Here is a 17,666-nt window from a genome sequence, read left to right on the forward strand (position 1 = left end):
GCAAAATGCGATGAACAATAGGGCCTTGGCAAGGCTGACAACGCGCTTTCGAGGGGCTATAGAGGCGCATCAACAGGAAGGTACTGCCATGACAGGTGTGACACTCTCGAGCGCCGGGCTTGATCCGCGCCGCCGCCGGATCTTGTTCCGTTGCTGGCACCGGGGGCTGCGCGAAATGGATCTGGTCTTCGGCCAGTTCGCCGAATCCGAGATCGCCACGCTCTCGGACGCCGAACTCGATGAGCTCGAGACCATCATGGGCGAGGAAGACAACGATCTGGTGCGCTGGGTGATGGGAACCTGGCCGGTACCGGAGCGTTTCCAGACGCCGATGTTCCAGCGCATCGCCGCCTTCAAGCCGGACTTCGAATATCCCGCCGATACCGCCTCCAGGAAACCGGAATGATTTCAGGATTTGACGCAAAGAAGCTCGCAGCCGCCGCCGAGCCGCTGACGATCGGCAACGTGCCTGCGGGCATGGAGCCGATGTTGCTCGCCGAACTGGCGCGCGCCGGCCGCCCGGTCGCCTATGTGCTTTCGGACGGCCATCGGATGGCCGATCTGGAACAGATGCTGAGCTTCGTTGCGCCCGATATCCCGGTACTCACGCTGCCTGCCTGGGACTGTCTGCCGTATGACCGCGTCTCGCCAAGCGCCGATACCTCGGCACGCCGTCTGGCGGCGCTGAGCGGTCTGATCGCGCATCAGAAGAAGCCGCATGCGGCGATCGTTCTCGTCACCGTCAATGCGATGCTGCAGAAGGTCGCGCCGCAGGATGTGATCGAAAGCCTGGCCTTTTCGGCGCGTCCCGGCAACCAGGTCCGCATGTACGACATCGCCGGCCGCCTGGAGCGCAACGGCTTCGATCGTGTCGCGACCGTGCGCGAAGTCGGCGAGTATGCCGTGCGCGGCGGCATTCTCGATGTTTTCGTTCCGGGTTCGGAAGAGCCGGTACGCCTCGATTTCTTCGGCGATACGCTCGAAAGCATCCGCAGCTTCGATCCGGCCAGCCAGCGGACGACGGGGCAGGTGCGCTCGCTCGATCTCAATCCGATGAGCGAGGTGACGCTGACCCCGGATACGATCAGCCGCTTCCGTAAGAATTATCTCTCGTCCTTTGGTGCCGCGACCCGCGACGATGCGCTCTATCTGGCCGTCTCCGAAGGCCGCCGCTATCCGGGCATGGAACACTGGCTGCCGCTCTTCTATGACAAGCTCGAGACCGTCTTCGACTATCTGAAGGGCTTCCAGCTCGTCACAGACCATACGGTTCGTGAAGCCGCCGAAGAGCGCTCCAAGCTGGTCCTCGACTATTACGATGCCCGTCTCAGTTCCGGCCAGCCAGCCAAGGGCATGTCTCAGGGCACGCCCTACAAGCCTGTTACCCCCGGCCAGCTTTATCTCGACAGCAAGACCTTCGCGGCAACGCTGGATGCATTCAACGCCATCCGTATGTCGCCCTTCAACGAGCATGAGGGCGAAGCGCGCCGCGTCGTCAACATCGACGCCCGCCAGGGCGAGCGCTGGGCGCGCTCCAACGCTGAAGGCGCCGGTAATGCCGAGCGCGTCAACGTCTTCGACGTCGTCGTCAAGCATATCGCCGACAAACGCGCCGGCGGCGCCAAGGTGCTGATCACCGCCTGGACGGAAGGCTCGCTGGAGCGGCTCCTGCAGGTGTTGAACGAGCATGGGCTGGAACGCGTCAAGCCGATCGAGGCGCTGAAGGACATCGGAAGTCTTGCGAAGGGCGAGGCGGCCGCGGCCGTCTTCAGCCTGGAAGCCGGTTTCGAGACCGGCGATCTGATCGTTATCGGTGAGCAGGATATTCTCGGCGACCGCATGGTGCGCCGCTCGAAGCGCCGCAAGCGCGCCGCCGATTTCATCTCGGAAGTGGCGGGCCTCGACGAAGGCTCGATCGTCGTTCACGCCGAGCACGGTATCGGCCGTTTCATCGGCCTCAGAACCATCGAGGCCGCCGGCGCGCCGCATGCCTGCCTCGAGCTGCAATATGCCGATGAGGCCAAGCTTTTCCTGCCGGTCGAAAACATCGATCTTCTGTCGCGCTATGGCGGCGAGGGGACCGAAGCCAGCCTCGACAAGCTCGGCGGCGGCGCATGGCAGATGCGCAAGGCCAAGCTCAAGAAGCGCCTGCTCGATATGGCTGATGCGCTGATCCGCATCGCCGCCGAACGTCTGACACGCCACGCGCCCGTGCTGACGACGCCAGAGGGCCTCTATGACGAATTTGCCGCCCGCTTCCCCTATGACGAGACGGAAGATCAGGACACGGCGATCGAGGCCGTGCGCGGGGATCTCGCCGCCGGCCGTCCGATGGATCGCCTCGTCTGCGGCGACGTCGGCTTCGGCAAGACCGAAGTGGCGCTACGCGCGGCCTTCGTCGCGGCGATGAATGGCGTCCAGGTTGCGGTCGTCGTGCCGACGACGCTGCTGTCGCGCCAGCATTTCAAGACCTTTTCCGAGCGCTTCCGCGGCCTGCCGATCCGCGTCCAGCAGGCATCGCGCCTCGTTGGCTCCAAGGATCTGGCGCTGACCAAGAAGGAAGTCGCCGACGGCAAGACCGATATCGTCGTCGGCACCCATGCGCTGCTCGGCGCCGGTATCAACTTCGCCAATCTCGGCCTGCTGATCATCGACGAGGAACAGCACTTCGGCGTCAAGCACAAGGAACGGCTGAAGGAGCTGAAGAGCGACGTGCACGTGTTGACGCTTTCGGCAACGCCGATCCCGCGCACGCTGCAGCTGGCGATGACAGGGGTGCGTGAGCTGTCGCTGATCACCACGCCGCCGGTTGACCGCATGGCGGTGCGCACCTTCATCTCGCCCTTCGACAGCCTGGTGATCCGCGAAACGCTGATGCGCGAGCACTATCGCGGTGGCCAGAGCTTCTATGTCTGCCCACGCCTCGCAGATCTCGAGGACGTGCACGCCTTCCTGCAATCCGACGTGCCGGAGCTGAAGGTCGCCGTCGCCCATGGCCAGATGCCGGCGGGTGAACTCGAAGACATCATGAACGCCTTCTATGAAGGTCGCTACGACGTGCTGCTCTCGACCACTATCGTCGAATCCGGCCTCGATGTGCCGACCGCCAACACGCTGATCGTTCATCGCGCCGACATGTTCGGTCTCGCCCAACTCTATCAGCTGCGCGGCCGCGTCGGCCGGTCGAAGGTGCGTGCCTTCGCGCTCTTCACGCTGCCGGTCAACAAAGTGCTGACGGCGACCGCCGAGCGCCGCCTGAAGGTGCTGCAGTCGCTGGATACGCTGGGCGCCGGTTTCCAGCTCGCCAGCCACGACCTCGATATCCGCGGCGCCGGCAACCTGCTCGGCGAGGAACAGTCCGGCCATATCAAGGAAGTCGGCTTCGAGCTCTATCAGCAGATGCTCGAAGAAGCGGTTGCCGAAGTGAAGGGTGTCGACGAGATCGCCGATACCGGCTGGTCGCCGCAGATTTCCGTCGGCACGCCTGTGATGATCCCGGACAACTACGTTCCCGATCTACATCTGCGCATGGCACTGTACCGCCGTCTCGGCGAAATCACCGAGCTCAAGGAAATCGACGGCTTCGGCGCCGAGATGATCGACCGCTTCGGCCCGATGCCGATCGAGGTCCAGCACCTCCTGAAGATCGTCTATGTGAAGTCGCTCTGCCGTATCGCCAATGTCGAAAAGCTGGACGCCGGCCCGAAGGGCATCGTCGTCCAGTTCCGTAATAAGGAATTCCCGAATCCGGCAAACCTGGTCGGCTATATCGCCAAGCAGGGTTCGATGGCCAAGATCCGCCCGGACCACGGCCTGTTCCTGACCCGCGATCTCCCCACGCCGGAAAAACGGCTGCAGGGTGCGGCCGTGATCATGACGCAACTGGCGGAACTGGCGAAGGGTTAGTTCATCCCGGCGCGGGCTTCGGCCTTTGCCTTGGCGATATCGCGCAACGCTCCGGCGATCACGTCGGGCGTCTGCGCGCCGCTGACCGCATATTGCTGGTCGAAGATGAAGAACGGCACGCCATTGACGCCCATCTTCTGCGCTGCCTCAATCTCGCCGACGACAAGATCCTTGTCGGCATCCGAGGCCAGCAGCGAGGCGGTGACGGCGCGGTCGAGACCGGCTTTCTCGGCGATGTCGAGCAGCACCGCATGGTCGCCGACATTGCGGCCTTCCTCGAAATTCGCCTTGAACAGAGCGTTGACGACGCGGTCAGCTTTGTCGCGGTCCTCGATCATCGCCCAATGGATCAGACGGTGCGCGTCGAGCGTGTTCGGCCCGATCTTGATTGCTTCGAAATCGAAATTGATCCCGACTTCCTTGCCGAGGCCGGTGAGCATCTGATGGGCCTGCGCCACGCGTTCGGCACCGCCGAGCTTTTCTTCCAGGCTCTTCTTCTGATCGACGCCTTCGGGCGGATAATCGGGGTTCAGCCGGTAGGGACGCCAGTTGATATCGACGCCGACCTCGTCCTGCACCTCGGCGATCGCCAGCTCCAGCCGCGCCTTGCCGAGATAGCACCAGGGGCAGACGACATCCGAGATGACGTCGATGGTGATGCGTTCCATGGTGCTTTCCTTTTCTGGCTCGGGTGCTTCACGCCATCTATGCGTTCAGGCCGCCGACTTCAACCAGGCAGGAAAAAGGAACCGCCTATTGGGCGCTTTGGTCCCACCAGGCCGGCAGCTGATAGCCGTAGAGCGGCACCTTGTCGGGATGGCCGATGCGCTTGCTGCGGGCGATCCACTGTTGGTCGATGTGATAGAGCGGCAGCACGTAGTGGCCGGACAGCAGCAGACGATCGTGCGAGCGGACGGCGGCGGTGAAATCCTCGTCGGAACGCGCCGCCAGCAGATGCTTGATCGCCATATCGACATCGGGATCGGCGACACCGGCGAAATTCGAGCTGCCTTCGCGGTCGCGGCTGGCCGAGGCCCAGTAGGAAAGCTGCTCGTTGCCCGGAGACAGCGACGAGACATAGGATTTGACGATGACGTCGTAGTCGAAGCTGTTGGTCCGGCTCTGATATTGCGAATCATCGACGGTGCGGATGGAGACCGTGATTCCCAGCGTCTGCAGCGAGCGCTGATAGGCGATCGCCAATTTCTCCTGGTCGGCGTTCTGGGTCATGATTTCGAAGGAGAGCGGCTTGCCCTTGTCATCGGTCATCTTGCCGTTCTTGATCGAGTATCCGGCTTCCTTCAGCACGTCGACGGCCTGCTTCAGCACCTTGCGGTCGCGGCCCGCGCCATCGGTGACAGGCAGCTTGTAGGTACCATTGAGGATTTCAGGATCGATCTTGTCCTTGAGCGGCCCGAGCATCGCCAGTTCGCGCTCGTCGGCCGGAACACCGAAGCTCGAGAGCGCGGAATTCTGCCAGAAGCTCTCGGTGCGTTTATAGGCACCGGAAAACAGGTTCTTGTTCGCCCATTCGAAATCGAAGATCAGCGACAGCCCCTCGCGCAGCTTGAGGTTCTGGAACATCGGCCGGCGGGTATTGAAGACGAAGCCGAACATGCCGCTCGGCAGCTGCGGCTCGAACGTATCCTTGATGACGGCGCCCGAGCTGACAGCCGGGAAATTATAGGCGGTCGCCCAATGACCGGGACTTCCGTCCGGATAGACGTCGACATCGCCCTTCTTGAAGGCCTCGAACAGCGTCGTGTCCTGCAGGAAATACTGCACGGTGATCCGGTCGTAATTGTCCATCCCGACCTTGGAGGGGATGTCCTTGCCCCAATAGTTCGGATCGCGCTCGTAGGTGATGCTTTCGCCGGGCTTCACCGTCTTGATCTTGTAGGGCCCTGACCCGACCAGCGCCGTCAGCGACGTGCGGTCGAAGGTCTCAGGGTCGATCAGGTGCTTCGGCAGAACAGGCATCAGCCCGAACACCATCGGCGTCTCGCGGTCGGCCTTGTCGTTGAAGGTGAAGCGCACGCTGCGATCGCCGATCTTCTCCATTTTCGACACGAGATTGAGCCGTGTCGAAAATGGCACGCGTCCCTTGTCGCGCAGCAGCTCGAAGGTGAACATCACGTCGTCGGCGGTGACGGACTGCCCGTCCGCCCATTTGGCCTTCGGATTGAGGTTGAACTGGATGAAGGTCCGGTTGTCGTCCCATTCGACGGTTTCGGCCAGAAGGCCGTAGAGCGTGAAGGGCTCGTCGCGCGAGCGCTGCAGCAGCGATTCGTAGATGAGGTTGCCGTAATCGGGATCCCACATGCCGCGCGCCGTGGTCCGCATGCTCTTCAGGATGAAGGGATTGAGATTGTCGAAGGTACCGACCACGCCGTAGGTGATATGGCCGCCCTTCTTTACATCCGGATTGACGTAGGAAAAGCTCTTGTAGTCCGGCGGCAGCGCCGGCTGCCCATGCATGGCGATGCCGTGCAGCGGCTCGGCAATGGCGGCACTGCAAAAGAGCGCAAAGATGGCGGGCAGGGCGATCCGGAGCATCTTTCGTTCCTTTCCGGCAATGGCTCGATTCGCGCGAAGACTATCATGGAGCGCGCGAAATCGAACATTCTCACCCTCAAATCTTTCCGGGCATCCAGAAATTGCCAAAGAAATACTGGATATCTGCAGCGCCTCAATGTAACAGGTGTTCCCGAGTTTCGGGGTCATGCATTTGCCTTATTGTTTTAAGAGGTGGAATGCCGAATGACCCGGTTGGAGAGGGCTGCAAATCGCGGTCCCGAATGGGTATCAGGAGACGGAATCCGCTATGATGTTCAAGTCTGAAAAGAAAATGCGGGCAGCTCTGTCCGTTCTGGCCGTTGCTTTCGGCGCCGCTTCGGCACCGGTTGCTTCTTTCGCACAGGATGCAGCGAGCGCCCCTCAGCAGGCCGCCGGCGCACCGCGTCTCGGCTGGTACAAGACCTGCAGCAAGCAGGAAGACAACGACATCTGCGTCGTCCAGAACCTGATCCTCGCCAATGGCGGTCAGCTCGTCACCGCAGTCGGCCTCATCAGCGTTTCCGGCAAGGTCAACCGCAAGATCCTTCAGGTCTCGGTTCCGACCGCCCGCCTGATCCCGCCCGGCATCATGATGCAGATCGACAACAACAAGGGCCAGAAGCTCGATTACGCCGTCTGCCTGCCCGACAAGTGCACGGCTGAACTGCCGCTGACCGACGCGATGATCGCCAGCCTCAAGAAGGGCAGCGACGTGATCTTCACCTCGATCAACTTCCGCCGCGCTCCGAACCCGATCAAGATCTCGCTCGAAGGCTTCACCGGCGCTTACGATGGCGAAGCAGTTTCCGAATCGAAGCTTGCCGAAAGCCAGAAGAGCCTGCAGGACAGCATGCAGAAGAAGGCTGAAGAAGCCCGCAAGAAGCTGGAAGACGCACAGAACGCTGCCAAGACCGCTCAGTAAGCGTCTCGCATATCGTTTCGGAAAACCCGGCCATCGCGCCGGGTTTTTTATTGCCGCCGGCAAAGAAAAACCCCGCCGGAGCGGGGTTTGTTAGGCTTGGATCCGATGCGCTTAGTTGGCCAGGCTCATCTTGGGCTTGAACTGGCCTGTCGGCGCCATGTCGAAGATCTGGTAGACCTGTTCGTTGCGGAGCGGCAGGCCGCTCTCGTCATTCTCCAGGTTCTGCTCCGAGACGTAGGCGACATATTCATTCTCGTCGTTTTCGGCGAGCAGGTGGTAGAACGGCTGGTCCTTGCTGGGCCGAACTTCGGCCGGAATGGAGTTCCACCATTCCTCCGTATTCGCAAATTCCGGATCAACGTCGAAAATCACGCCGCGAAACGGAAATACCTTATGCCGGACCACTTCACCGATACCGAACTTTGCAACTCTTTCTTTCATGGTACGACTTCCTTTCATCACCAGATTTGGTGATTGGGCCTGCTCAAATCAAGATTTGTGCAGGATTTCGTCACATGAGTGTCATGTCGCCATCAGCCTCAGTGACATCTTGAAAAGCCCCGGCTTTCGCCAGGGCTTTCCGGTATTAGCTTATGCCGAGTAGTACATGTCGAATTCGACAGGATGCGGCGTCATTTCGAAGCGCATCACTTCGGCCATCTTCAGCTCGATGAACGAGTCGATCTGGTCGTCGTCGAATACGCCGCCGGCCGTCAGGAACTTGCGGTCCTTGTCGAGGCTCTCGAGCGCTTCACGCAGCGAACCGCAGACCGTCGGGATCTTCTTCAGCTCCTTCGGCGGCAGGTCGTAGAGATCCTTGTCCATGGCCTTGCCCGGATGGATCTTGTTCTTGATGCCGTCGAGGCCGGCCATCAGCATGGCTGCGAAGGCAAGATACGGGTTCGCCATCGGATCCGGGAAGCGGACTTCGACGCGCTTGGCCTTCGGGTTGCTGCCGAACGGAATGCGGCACGAGGCAGAGCGGTTGCGCGCCGAATAGGCGAGCAGAACCGGGGCTTCATAACCCGGGACGAGACGCTTGTAGGAGTTCGTCGACGGGTTTGTGAAGGCGTTCAGTGCTTTGGCATGCTTGATGATGCCGCCGATGAAATAGAGGCAGGCTTCGGAGAGACCTGCATATTCGTCACCTGCGAAGCTCGGCTTGCCGCCCTTCCAGATCGACAGATGCACGTGCATGCCCGAGCCGTTGTCGCCGAAGATCGGCTTCGGCATGAAGGTTGCCGTCTTGCCATAGGCATTGGCGACCTGATGGACGACATACTTGTAGATCTGCATCTTGTCGGCGTTGCGCACCAGCGTGTCGAACTTGATGCCGAGCTCATGCTGAGCGGCCGCCACTTCGTGGTGGTGCTTTTCAACGACGACGCCCATTTCGCTGAGAACCGTCAGCATCTCGGAACGCATGTCCTGGGCGCTGTCGATCGGCGGAACCGGGAAGTAGCCGCCCTTAACGCGCGGACGGTGGCCGAGGTTGCCGGTCTCATATTCGGTGTCGTCGTTCGACGGCAGTTCGTTCGAGTCCAGCTTGAAGCCGGTATTGTAGGGGTCTGCCTTGTACTTGACGTCGTCGAAGACGAAGAATTCGGCTTCCGGACCGACGAACACGGTGTCGCCGATACCCGATGCCTTGAGATAGGCTTCGGCCTTCTTGGCGGTGCCGCGCGGGTCGCGGTTATAGGCTTCGCCCGAAACCGGGTCGAGAATGTCGCAGATGATGACCATCGTCGACTGCGCGAAGAACGGATCCATATGCACGGTGTCGGTATCCGGCATCAGCACCATGTCGGACTCGTTGATGGCCTTCCAGCCGCCGATCGAGGAACCGTCGAACATGACGCCATCGGCGAACATGTCTTCGTCCACGCAGACGACGTCCATCGTGACGTGCTGCAGTTTGCCCTTGGGGTCGGTAAAGCGCAGATCGACGAACTTGACGTCGTTTTCCTTGATCTGCTTCAGAATTTCGGCTGCACTCGCCATGAAACACTCCCTTTGATTTGCTATGACGATCTGGCTTTGCCTCTTGGGGGCAAGGCTTGCTTAGATAGCGTCGATACCGGTTTCGCCAGTACGAATGCGGATGACTTCCTCGACATTCGAAACGAAAATCTTGCCGTCGCCGATGCGGCCGGTCTGTGCGGCCTTGCGGATGGCGTCGATCACCGCTTCTGCATTCTCGTCGGCGAGGACGACTTCGACCTTCACCTTCGGCAGGAAATCGACGACGTATTCGGCGCCACGGTAAAGCTCCGTGTGGCCCTTCTGGCGACCGAAGCCCTTGGCTTCCGTAACTGTAATGCCCTGCAGACCGACTTCCTGAAGGGCTTCCTTCACTTCGTCGAGCTTGAAAGGCTTAATGATCGCTTCGATCTTTTTCATGAGAAAATGACTCTCCGCTTCTCCCGTTAAAGCGTGCGTATGCCGCTCGCCAAACATGATGCAGGTATCATGCCAGTTCGCAACCGGCCAGACCGAAAAAATCCCGCAAATGCACCCAAATCGATGCGATTGCCTGCATCTGCGGGCGATTTTTTAGAAAAATATGACGATTTTTATCCAAAAAATCGAAAATGCGCTCGAAATTGAGAAATTTTGCAAGTCTCCGGTTTGCGTTGCGATGCAAGTTGAAGATTATAAAATAGGCAAAGGCACAAAATATATGCGAATATGAATTGAGCGAAAGCGGTTGTTTTTTAGGCGCTTTTTGACTTCAATGGCGCCATGACCGATCGATTGAACGAATTGCTTCTCACTCCCAAGGAAATGGCGGCGGTCGATGCCGCTGCAGCAGAGACCGGTATCGACAGTTTTGGTTTGATGACCAATGCCGGCGGCGCTGTCGCCGCCGCCGCGATGCGGCTTTATCCCGGCGCGCTCCGCTTTGCCGTGCTCTGCGGCCCCGGCAATAATGGCGGCGACGGCTATGTCGCGGCGCGGTTTCTCGCCGAAAGCGGTGCCGGTGTTTCGGTGTTTCATCTCGGCGATCCCGATAAGCTCCAAGGCGACGCCTTGCGCGCCCGGTCGGAATGCACAGTGGCCAGCGAACCGCTGGCGTCCTATGAACCGCGGCCCGGCGATACCATCATCGATGCCTTGTTCGGCGCGGGGCTGAGCCGCGACGTGCCGCCCGAGGCGGCCTATGCCATGACGGCGATCCGCAAGGCAGGCCTCCCGGTCATCGCCGTCGATCTGCCATCCGGCATCCATGGCGCCACCGGAGAGGTTCTCGGCACAGCATTCGCCGCATCGCACACCATCACCTTCATGACCCGCAAGCCCGGCCATCTGCTGATGCCGGGCAGGGAGCTCTGTGGCACGCTTGAGGTCGCCGATATCGGCATTCCCGGCCGCATCGTCCGGGCGCAGGCGGTGTCGGGCATCGCCGAGAACACACCGGCCCGCTGGGCGCATCTGATGCCGTCGTCGAAGATGGAAACGCACAAATACAAACGCGGCCACCTCGTCGTCTTCTCAGGGACTTCAGGCAAGACGGGGGCGGCCCGGATGTCGGCCATATCTGGCCTCAAGGCAGGCGCAGGTCTGGTGACGATCGCAGCACCCCCGGATGCAGTGTCCGAGAACAGCGCCCATCTGACTGCCGTCATGCTGCGTGAAGTCGATGGCATTACGGCGCTCGAGGCGTGGCTGGAAGACGATCGCCTGCAGACCTTCGTGCTCGGGCCTGGTTTCGGCATCGGCGAGCAGGCGAGGGACTATGCCGCCGCACTCAGCGACCGCCATCTGGTTCTCGATGCCGATGGCATCACTTCGTTTCGCCAGGAGCCGAAGCGGCTGTTCGACCTGTTCGCCGGCGGCGAGACGCGTCTGGTGCTGACGCCGCATGACGGTGAATTCGCCCGGCTGTTTCCCGATATCGCCGCCAATACCGAGATCGGCAAGGTCGGCAAGGCACAGATGGCCGCGAAGCGCGCCAATGCGGCCATCGTCTTCAAGGGAGCCGACACGGTGATTGCCGCGCCGGATGGGCGCGCGCTGATCAATACCAATGCGCCGGTCTGGCTGGCGACAGCAGGCTCCGGCGATGTGCTCGCCGGCATCATCGGCGCCTTGCTGACGCAGGGCCTGCCTGCCTTCGAGGCGGCAGCAGCCGGGGTCTATCTGCACGGAATGGCCGGGCAGCGCGCCGGCAAGGGGCTGACGGCGGAAGATCTCGCCGCCCACGTCCTGCCGTATTGATTATTTGCCGACTTCTTCCTGCAGGGCGATGGCACCGAAGGGAGCGTTGACCTTGCCCTCGTGGATCATGAAGGCGAACACGTCGCGCGGCTCCACCTTGATCTTGCGATCCTCATCGATGACAGGCAGATCATCCGGCACCTTGCCCGCCGCCCAGGTCTCCAGCCTGACCGCCCAGGCCTTCAGATCTTTCGGCGGATAGCAGGTCCTGATCTCGTCCGATCCCTTCTGCAGCCGCGCATAGACGAAGTCGGCTGCGACATCGGCGATCATGGGATAGTCGAAATGCTCGGCGACAACGGGCGCGACGCCGTATTTGGCCAGCAGCGCCACGAAGTCAGGCACCTTGAAACTGTCGTGGCGAACTTCGACCACGTGCCGGAGCGGCAGCCCGTCCTGTTTGTCCGGCAACAGCTTGAGAAAGGCTTCGAAATCGTCCGGCTCGAATTTCTTGGTCGGCGCGAACTGCCAGAGGATCGGCCCGAGCCGGTCGCCGAGCTCCGTCAGCCCCTGCGTCAGGAACCGCTGCATGGATTCACCGGCCTCGCCGAGAACCTTGCGGTTGGTGACGAAACGGCTGGCCTTCAGCGAGAAGATGAAACCATCGGGAACATCGGCGCCCCATTTCGCGAAAGTTTCCGGCTTCTGCGAGCTGTAATAGGTGCCGTTGACCTCGATCACCTTCAGCTGGCGGCTGGCATAATTGAGCTCGTCCTTCTGTTTCAGGTCGCCGGGAAAGAAGTGGTTGCGCCAGGGCTCGAATGTCCAGCCGCCGATGCCGACGCGGATAGTGCCGGATGTGCTCATTCTCTTCCTCCCTTTGCCCGTTCAGGCGATTTGCTTTGCCATATCGACGATCACCCATCCTGGCCGGTAGGGATTGGGCCGTCGACCCGTTTCCTGAAAGCCGGACGCTGCATAGATCGCAATGTTTCGCTCCATCCGCGCATTGGTATAGAGCCGCAGCTCGGACAATCCCCATTCGCGCGTCTTGTCTTCCACCCAACCGAGGATCGTCCGTCCGATACCGCGGCTGTGGTGATCGGGCGAAACGGCGATACTGAAAAGCATCGCATGATCCGCATGCCGCTCCAGTACCACAAGCCCAACCGGCTCACCCTCCAAATCGAGAAGCCAGACTTCACCATTGGCGATCCGCGGCCGATAGTCTTCGCGCATCGGCAACGGTTCACCGCCAAACGCCTCGACATAGGGGCTGTAAGCTGCAGCGGTGAGGCGGCAAACAGTCTCCAGATCGTCCGCGCCTGCCTGCCGCAACATCTCACTCCGCCGCCGCAACCGTCTTCTTCATAGGGCGCCGCTCCAGCAGCTCCTTCAGGAACTGGCCGGTATAGGAGCGCTTCTCCTTGACGATTGCTTCGGGCGTGCCCGTCGCAACGATCTCGCCGCCGCCGTCGCCGCCTTCGGGGCCGAAATCGAGCACCCAGTCGGCGGTCTTGATGACTTCGAGATTGTGCTCGATGACGACGACGGAGTTGCCTTGGTTGACCAGCTCGTGGAGCATTTCCAATAGCTTGGCGACGTCGTGGAAATGCAGGCCGGTGGTCGGTTCGTCGAGAATATAGAGCGTGCGGCCCGTTGAGCGCTTCGACAGTTCCTTGGCGAGCTTGACGCGCTGCGCCTCACCGCCCGACAGCGTATTCGCCTGCTGGCCGACCTTGATATAGCCGAGACCGACGTCGAACAGCGACTGCAGCTTGTCGCGCACCGCGGGAACGGCGGCGAAGAATTCGACGCCTTCCTCGACCGTCATGTCGAGAACATCGGAAATCGACTTGGTCTTGAAGGTGACGTCGAGCGTTTCGCGATTATAGCGTTTGCCGTGGCAGACGTCGCAGGTGACGTAGACGTCGGGCAGGAAGTGCATCTCGATCTTGATGACGCCGTCGCCCTGGCAGGCCTCGCAGCGGCCGCCCTTGACGTTGAACGAGAAGCGGCCCGGCTGATAGCCGCGCGCCTTGGCTTCCGGCAGGCCGGCAAACCAGTCGCGGATCGGCGTGAAGGCGCCGGTATAGGTCGCCGGGTTCGAGCGCGGCGTGCGGCCGATCGGTGACTGGTCGATATCGATCACCTTGTCGATATGCTCGAAGCCGTCGATCCGGTCGTGATCGGCCGGAATCTCCCGAGCGCCCATCACGCGGCGCGCCGCCGACTTGTAGAGCGTCTCGATCAGGAAGGTCGACTTGCCGCCGCCGGAGACGCCGCTGACGGCGGTGAAGACGCCGAGCGGGATAGAGGCAGTGACGTTCTTCAGATTATTGCCGCGGGCGCCGACGACCTTGATCTCCTTGCCCTTCTTCGGCTTGCGCCGTTCATCCGGGATCGGCACGCCGAATTCGCCGGACAGATACTTGCCGGTCAGCGACTTCGGGTTCGCCATGATATCTTGCGGCGTGCCATGGGCGATCACCTGGCCGCCGTGAATGCCCGCGGCCGGGCCGATATCGACGACGTCGTCAGCCGTCAGGATCGCATCCTCGTCATGTTCGACGACGATCACGGTATTGCCGATGTCGCGCAGGTGTTTCAGCGTATCGAGAAGTCGCGCGTTGTCGCGCTGGTGCAGGCCGATAGACGGTTCGTCGAGAACGTAGAGCACGCCCGTCAGCCCCGAGCCGATCTGCGACGCTAGACGGATACGCTGGCTCTCGCCGCCGGATAGCGTACCGGAGTTGCGCGACAGGCTGAGATATTCGAGGCCGACATCGTTCAGGAAGCGCAGACGGTCGCGGATTTCCTTGAGGATGCGGACGGCGATCTCGTTCTGCTTGGCCGAGAAATGTGATGGCAGCACTTCGAACCAGTCGCGGGCAACGCGGATCGACATTTGCGTGACTTCGCCGATATGCAGCTTGTCGATCTTCACCGCCAGTGCTTCCGGCTTCAGGCGGAAGCCGGTGCAGGAAGGGCAGGGCGCTGCCGACATGAAGCGCTCGATCTCCTCGCGCGCCCAGGCGGAATCGGTTTCCTTCCAGCGGCGTTCGAGATTGGTGATGATGCCTTCGAAGGTCTTGTGCGTCGTGTAGGAACGCGCCCCGTCGGCATAGTGGAACTCGATCTTCTCCTCGGTGCCGTTCAGGATCACGTCCTGCGCCTTGGCAGAAAGGTCGTTCCAGCGGCTGGCGAGCTTGAAGCCGAAACGCTTGCCGAGCGCTTCCAGCGTCTGATTGTAGTAAGGCGAGGACGACTTGGCCCAGGGCGCGATGGCGCCGTCGCGCAGCGTCCGCTCCGGTTCCGGGATGATCAGGTTGGCGTCGATCTTCTGCTGCGCGCCGAGGCCGTCGCAGGTCGGGCATGCGCCGGCCGGGTTGTTGAATGAGAACAGCCGCGGCTCGATCTCCGGAATGGTGAAGCCCGAGACAGGGCAGGCGAATTTTTCCGAAAACAGCACGCGCTCATGCGTCTCGTTCAGCGACTTGTTGGCCGAGCCGCCCGCCGAGGTTTCCTCGGGCGGCAGTGGCTTGTCGGCAAATTCGGCGACAGCCAGGCCATCGGCAAGCTTCAGCGAGGTCTCAAGGCTGTCCGCCAGGCGCGAAGACATGTCGGCGCGCACGACGATACGGTCAACGACGACATCGATGTCATGCTTGTACTTCTTGTCCAGCGCCGGAACGTCGGCGATCTCGTAGAATTGCCCGTCGACCTTGACGCGCTGGAAGCCCTTTTTCATGAGCTCGGCGAGTTCCTTCTTGTACTCGCCCTTACGTCCGCGCACGAGCGGCGCCAGAATATAGAGACGGGTACCCTCTTCGAAGGCAAGAACCCGGTCGACCATCTGGCTGACGGTCTGGCTCTCGATCGGCAATCCGGTGGCCGGCGAATAGGGAACGCCGACGCGCGCAAAGAGCAGACGCATATAGTCGTAGATTTCGGTGACCGTGCCGACGGTCGAGCGCGGGTTGCGCGACGTCGTCTTCTGCTCGATCGAGATGGCCGGCGACAGCCCATCGATCTGATCGACATCGGGCTTCTGCATCATCTCGAGGAACTGGCGCGCGTAGGCCGAAAGACTTTCGACATAGCGCCGCTGCCCTTCGGCATAGATCGTATCAAATGCCAGCGAGGACTTGCCGGATCCGGATAGCCCCGTCATCACGATAAGCTTGTTGCGTGGCAGATCCAGGTCGATGCCCTTCAGATTGTGCTCGCGCGCGCCACGGATGGAAATCGTCTTCAGTTCGCTCATCGTCTTCTGCTTTGGTCTCTCTGATGAAGCCCCTTATTTAGTGATGCTCGCGGGCGAGTCGAGGCTGAAATCCGGGCTGGGAGAAGGTTTTCGATTCTGTTGACAGGATCATAGTCATTTAATAGAACAAATAAAGAACAAAATTCCTTGTGGATGACGCCGCCATGGACGCCCCTCCCGAGGGCTCTATAGTTTAAGGTACATCCATTGTTTCTAGCGCCACCGGGCAGGGTGGCAGGTAAGGTGAAAAGTATGGCTGGTAGCGTGAACAAGGTAATTCTGATCGGAAACGTGGGTGCAGACCCTGAAATCCGCAGAACCCAGGACGGCCGTCCGATCGCCAACCTTCGCATCGCGACCTCGGAGACGTGGCGCGACCGCAATTCGGGCGAACGCAAGGAAAAGACCGAATGGCACACCGTCGTGGTCTTTAACGAAGGCCTGTGCAAGGTCATCGAACAGTACGTCAAAAAGGGCGCCAAGCTCTATATCGAAGGCGCGCTGCAGACCCGCAAATGGCAGGACCAGCAGGGCCAGGACCGTTATTCGACGGAAGTGGTGCTCCAGGGCTTCGGCTCGACGCTGACGATGCTGGACGGCCGCGGCGACGGCGGTGGCGCGGGCTCCGGCTTCGGCGGTGGTGGCGGCCGCAGCAACAACAACGATTACGGCGGCGGCGGTGGCGGCTATGGCGACGACTACGGCGCGCCTGCGCAGTCATCGGGCGGCGGCGGCCGTGGCGGCAGCTCTGGTGGAGGCGCCGGCGGCAACTTCTCGCGGGATCTCGACGACGACATCCCGTTCTGATCCAAACGGCGCCGCAAGGCGCCGTTTTCATTTGGGCATACGGTTATCTCGATAGCGAGGGGTTTTCATGAGTGACGTTGCATCGGCGCAAAAAGTGCCGGCGACCTGGCGGATCGTTCTGGCCGCCATCCTTGATTTTTTCACGATCTTCTGGGTCGCCGGATACGGTGTGGCTTTGATCTTCGGTGGAAAGACGGAGAATGGTTTTTCGTTGAATGGCGGTCCGGCCCTCCTGTCCTTTGCCCTGATGATCGCCTACTTCGTCGTCTTCAATAAATATCTGGGTGGAACCATCTGGAAGCGCATTCTCAAGGCAAAGCGAACAGATCGCTAGCCGCTCTGGAATGGCATCCTGCGGCGCCTAGAGGCTGAACGCCGCCTTGACGCCATCGACCACGAACTGCGCCGCCAGCGCCGCCAGGATGACGCCCAAGAGCCGCGTCAGGATCGCCCGGCCGGTGACGCCCAGAAAGCGGTCGAGGCGATCGGCGATCAACAGCGCCGCCAGCATCAGCAGCAGATTGGCGGCAATGACAATCAAGAGCTGCGCCCGCTCGAATGTCGTCGGCAGCGAGCCCGCAATCAGGATGGTTGCCGAGATCGCTCCGGGGCCGGCGATCAGCGGGATCGCCAGCGGGAAGACGGCGATATTCTGGATGTGGTCCTTGGTGATCGCCACGGTACTGGTCTTCTCCTTGCGGTCCTGGCGCTTCTCGAACACCATTTCGAAGGCGATCCAGAAGAGCAGCAGACCACCGGCGATCCGGAAGGCGCCGATCGAGATGCCGAGCACGCCAAGCACGCTGGCGCCGAACAGCGCGAAGACGGCGAGAATGATGAAGGCGATGATCGAGCCGCGCAACGCCACCTGCTTGCGCTGGCTGCGGCTCATGCCCGTCGTCAGCCCCAGAAAGATAGGAGCGAGCCCTGGCGGGTCGATGGTGACAAGCAGCGTCGTGAAGGCGTTGATCAGTTGGTCGGCGCTTGCCATTGTCCCTCCGGAACACCATATGAAGTCTTGATTTTTCCGATTGTGAAGCTGCCTCTCGC

15 protein-coding genes are annotated in these 17,666 nt (G+C 61.1%); 6 read left to right on the top strand and 9 right to left on the bottom strand.

Annotation, left to right across the window (positions count from 1 at the left end; all coding sequences use genetic code 11):
* The first annotated feature begins 88 nt into the window (after nt 1-88).
* Entirely contained in the window at nt 89-406 is a 318-nt protein-coding gene (locus AC1DJO_RS18540) for an FAD assembly factor SdhE (protein WP_477972297.1), read from the top strand.
* Nucleotides 403-3,906, top strand: a complete 3,504-nt coding sequence (mfd, locus tag AC1DJO_RS18545) for a transcription-repair coupling factor (protein WP_477972299.1) — start codon at nt 403-405, stop codon at nt 3,904-3,906. Before AC1DJO_RS18540 ends, mfd begins: the two co-directional genes overlap by 4 nt.
* Here mfd and AC1DJO_RS18550 read toward each other — a convergent pair.
* Both AC1DJO_RS18550 and AC1DJO_RS18555 read right to left on the bottom strand, forming a co-directional pair.
* Nucleotides 3,903-4,574 (bottom strand): DsbA family oxidoreductase, encoded by a 672-nt coding sequence (locus AC1DJO_RS18550; protein WP_477942565.1) that lies wholly within the window; start codon nt 4,572-4,574, stop codon nt 3,903-3,905. The genes mfd and AC1DJO_RS18550 overlap by 4 nt on opposite strands.
* Before the next feature lie 85 nt (nt 4,575-4,659).
* Nucleotides 4,660-6,462, bottom strand: a complete 1,803-nt coding sequence (locus AC1DJO_RS18555; RefSeq protein WP_477972301.1) for an extracellular solute-binding protein — start codon at nt 6,460-6,462, stop codon at nt 4,660-4,662.
* Between the two features lie 268 nt (nt 6,463-6,730).
* On the opposite strand from AC1DJO_RS18555, the gene AC1DJO_RS18560 reads away from it, so the two are divergent.
* Entirely contained in the window at nt 6,731-7,384 is a 654-nt protein-coding gene (locus tag AC1DJO_RS18560) for an invasion associated locus B family protein (protein WP_112387408.1), read from the top strand.
* Nucleotides 7,385-7,495: 111 nt separating this feature from the next.
* On the opposite strand, the gene hspQ is transcribed toward AC1DJO_RS18560, so the two are convergent.
* From hspQ to AC1DJO_RS18575, 3 genes are all read right to left on the bottom strand, one after another.
* The gene (gene hspQ / locus AC1DJO_RS18565) at nt 7,496-7,825 is read right to left on the bottom strand and encodes a heat shock protein HspQ (protein ID WP_112387407.1); all 330 of its coding nucleotides are present in this window, start codon (nt 7,823-7,825) and stop codon (nt 7,496-7,498) included.
* 150 nt (nt 7,826-7,975) lie between these two features.
* On the bottom strand, nt 7,976-9,385 hold the full coding sequence (glnA, locus tag AC1DJO_RS18570; protein WP_112387406.1) for a type I glutamate--ammonia ligase: 1,410 nt from the start codon (nt 9,383-9,385) through the stop codon (nt 7,976-7,978).
* Between the two features lie 60 nt (nt 9,386-9,445).
* Nucleotides 9,446-9,784, bottom strand: coding sequence for a P-II family nitrogen regulator (locus AC1DJO_RS18575; protein ID WP_003539626.1), 339 nt, complete (start codon nt 9,782-9,784; stop codon nt 9,446-9,448).
* Nucleotides 9,785-10,126: 342 nt separating this feature from the next.
* Here AC1DJO_RS18575 and AC1DJO_RS18580 point away from each other — a divergent pair, with 342 nt between their 5' ends.
* Nucleotides 10,127-11,602, top strand: coding sequence for an NAD(P)H-hydrate dehydratase (locus AC1DJO_RS18580; RefSeq protein WP_477972303.1), 1,476 nt, complete (start codon nt 10,127-10,129; stop codon nt 11,600-11,602).
* On the opposite strand, the gene AC1DJO_RS18585 is transcribed toward AC1DJO_RS18580, so the two are convergent.
* Genes AC1DJO_RS18585 through uvrA form a run of 3 tightly spaced genes read right to left on the bottom strand, consistent with a single transcriptional unit; the run spans nt 11,603 to nt 15,809 of the window.
* Nucleotides 11,603-12,409, bottom strand: a complete 807-nt coding sequence (locus AC1DJO_RS18585) for a DUF72 domain-containing protein (protein ID WP_477972305.1) — start codon at nt 12,407-12,409, stop codon at nt 11,603-11,605.
* A 21-nt stretch (nt 12,410-12,430) separates the two neighbouring features.
* Complete coding sequence (locus tag AC1DJO_RS18590; RefSeq protein WP_477972307.1) at nt 12,431-12,883, bottom strand: GNAT family N-acetyltransferase; 453 nt, start codon at nt 12,881-12,883, stop codon at nt 12,431-12,433.
* Between the two features lies 1 nt (nt 12,884).
* Complete coding sequence (uvrA, locus tag AC1DJO_RS18595) at nt 12,885-15,809, bottom strand: excinuclease ABC subunit UvrA (RefSeq protein ID WP_477972309.1); 2,925 nt, start codon at nt 15,807-15,809, stop codon at nt 12,885-12,887.
* Between the two features lie 252 nt (nt 15,810-16,061).
* Here uvrA and AC1DJO_RS18600 point away from each other — a divergent pair, with 252 nt between their 5' ends.
* A complete protein-coding gene (locus AC1DJO_RS18600) occupies nt 16,062-16,616 on the top strand; it encodes a single-stranded DNA-binding protein (protein WP_477972311.1) in 555 nt (184 codons plus the stop codon).
* A 67-nt stretch (nt 16,617-16,683) separates the two neighbouring features.
* On the top strand, nt 16,684-16,950 hold the full coding sequence (locus AC1DJO_RS18605; RefSeq protein WP_477972313.1) for an RDD family protein: 267 nt from the start codon (nt 16,684-16,686) through the stop codon (nt 16,948-16,950).
* 27 nt (nt 16,951-16,977) lie between these two features.
* Here AC1DJO_RS18605 and AC1DJO_RS18610 read toward each other — a convergent pair whose 3' ends face one another.
* Complete coding sequence (locus AC1DJO_RS18610; RefSeq protein ID WP_477972315.1) at nt 16,978-17,607, bottom strand: MarC family protein; 630 nt, start codon at nt 17,605-17,607, stop codon at nt 16,978-16,980.
* Nucleotides 17,608-17,666 lie beyond the last annotated feature (59 nt).

Source organism: Rhizobium sp. 05N430, assembly GCF_056396985.1.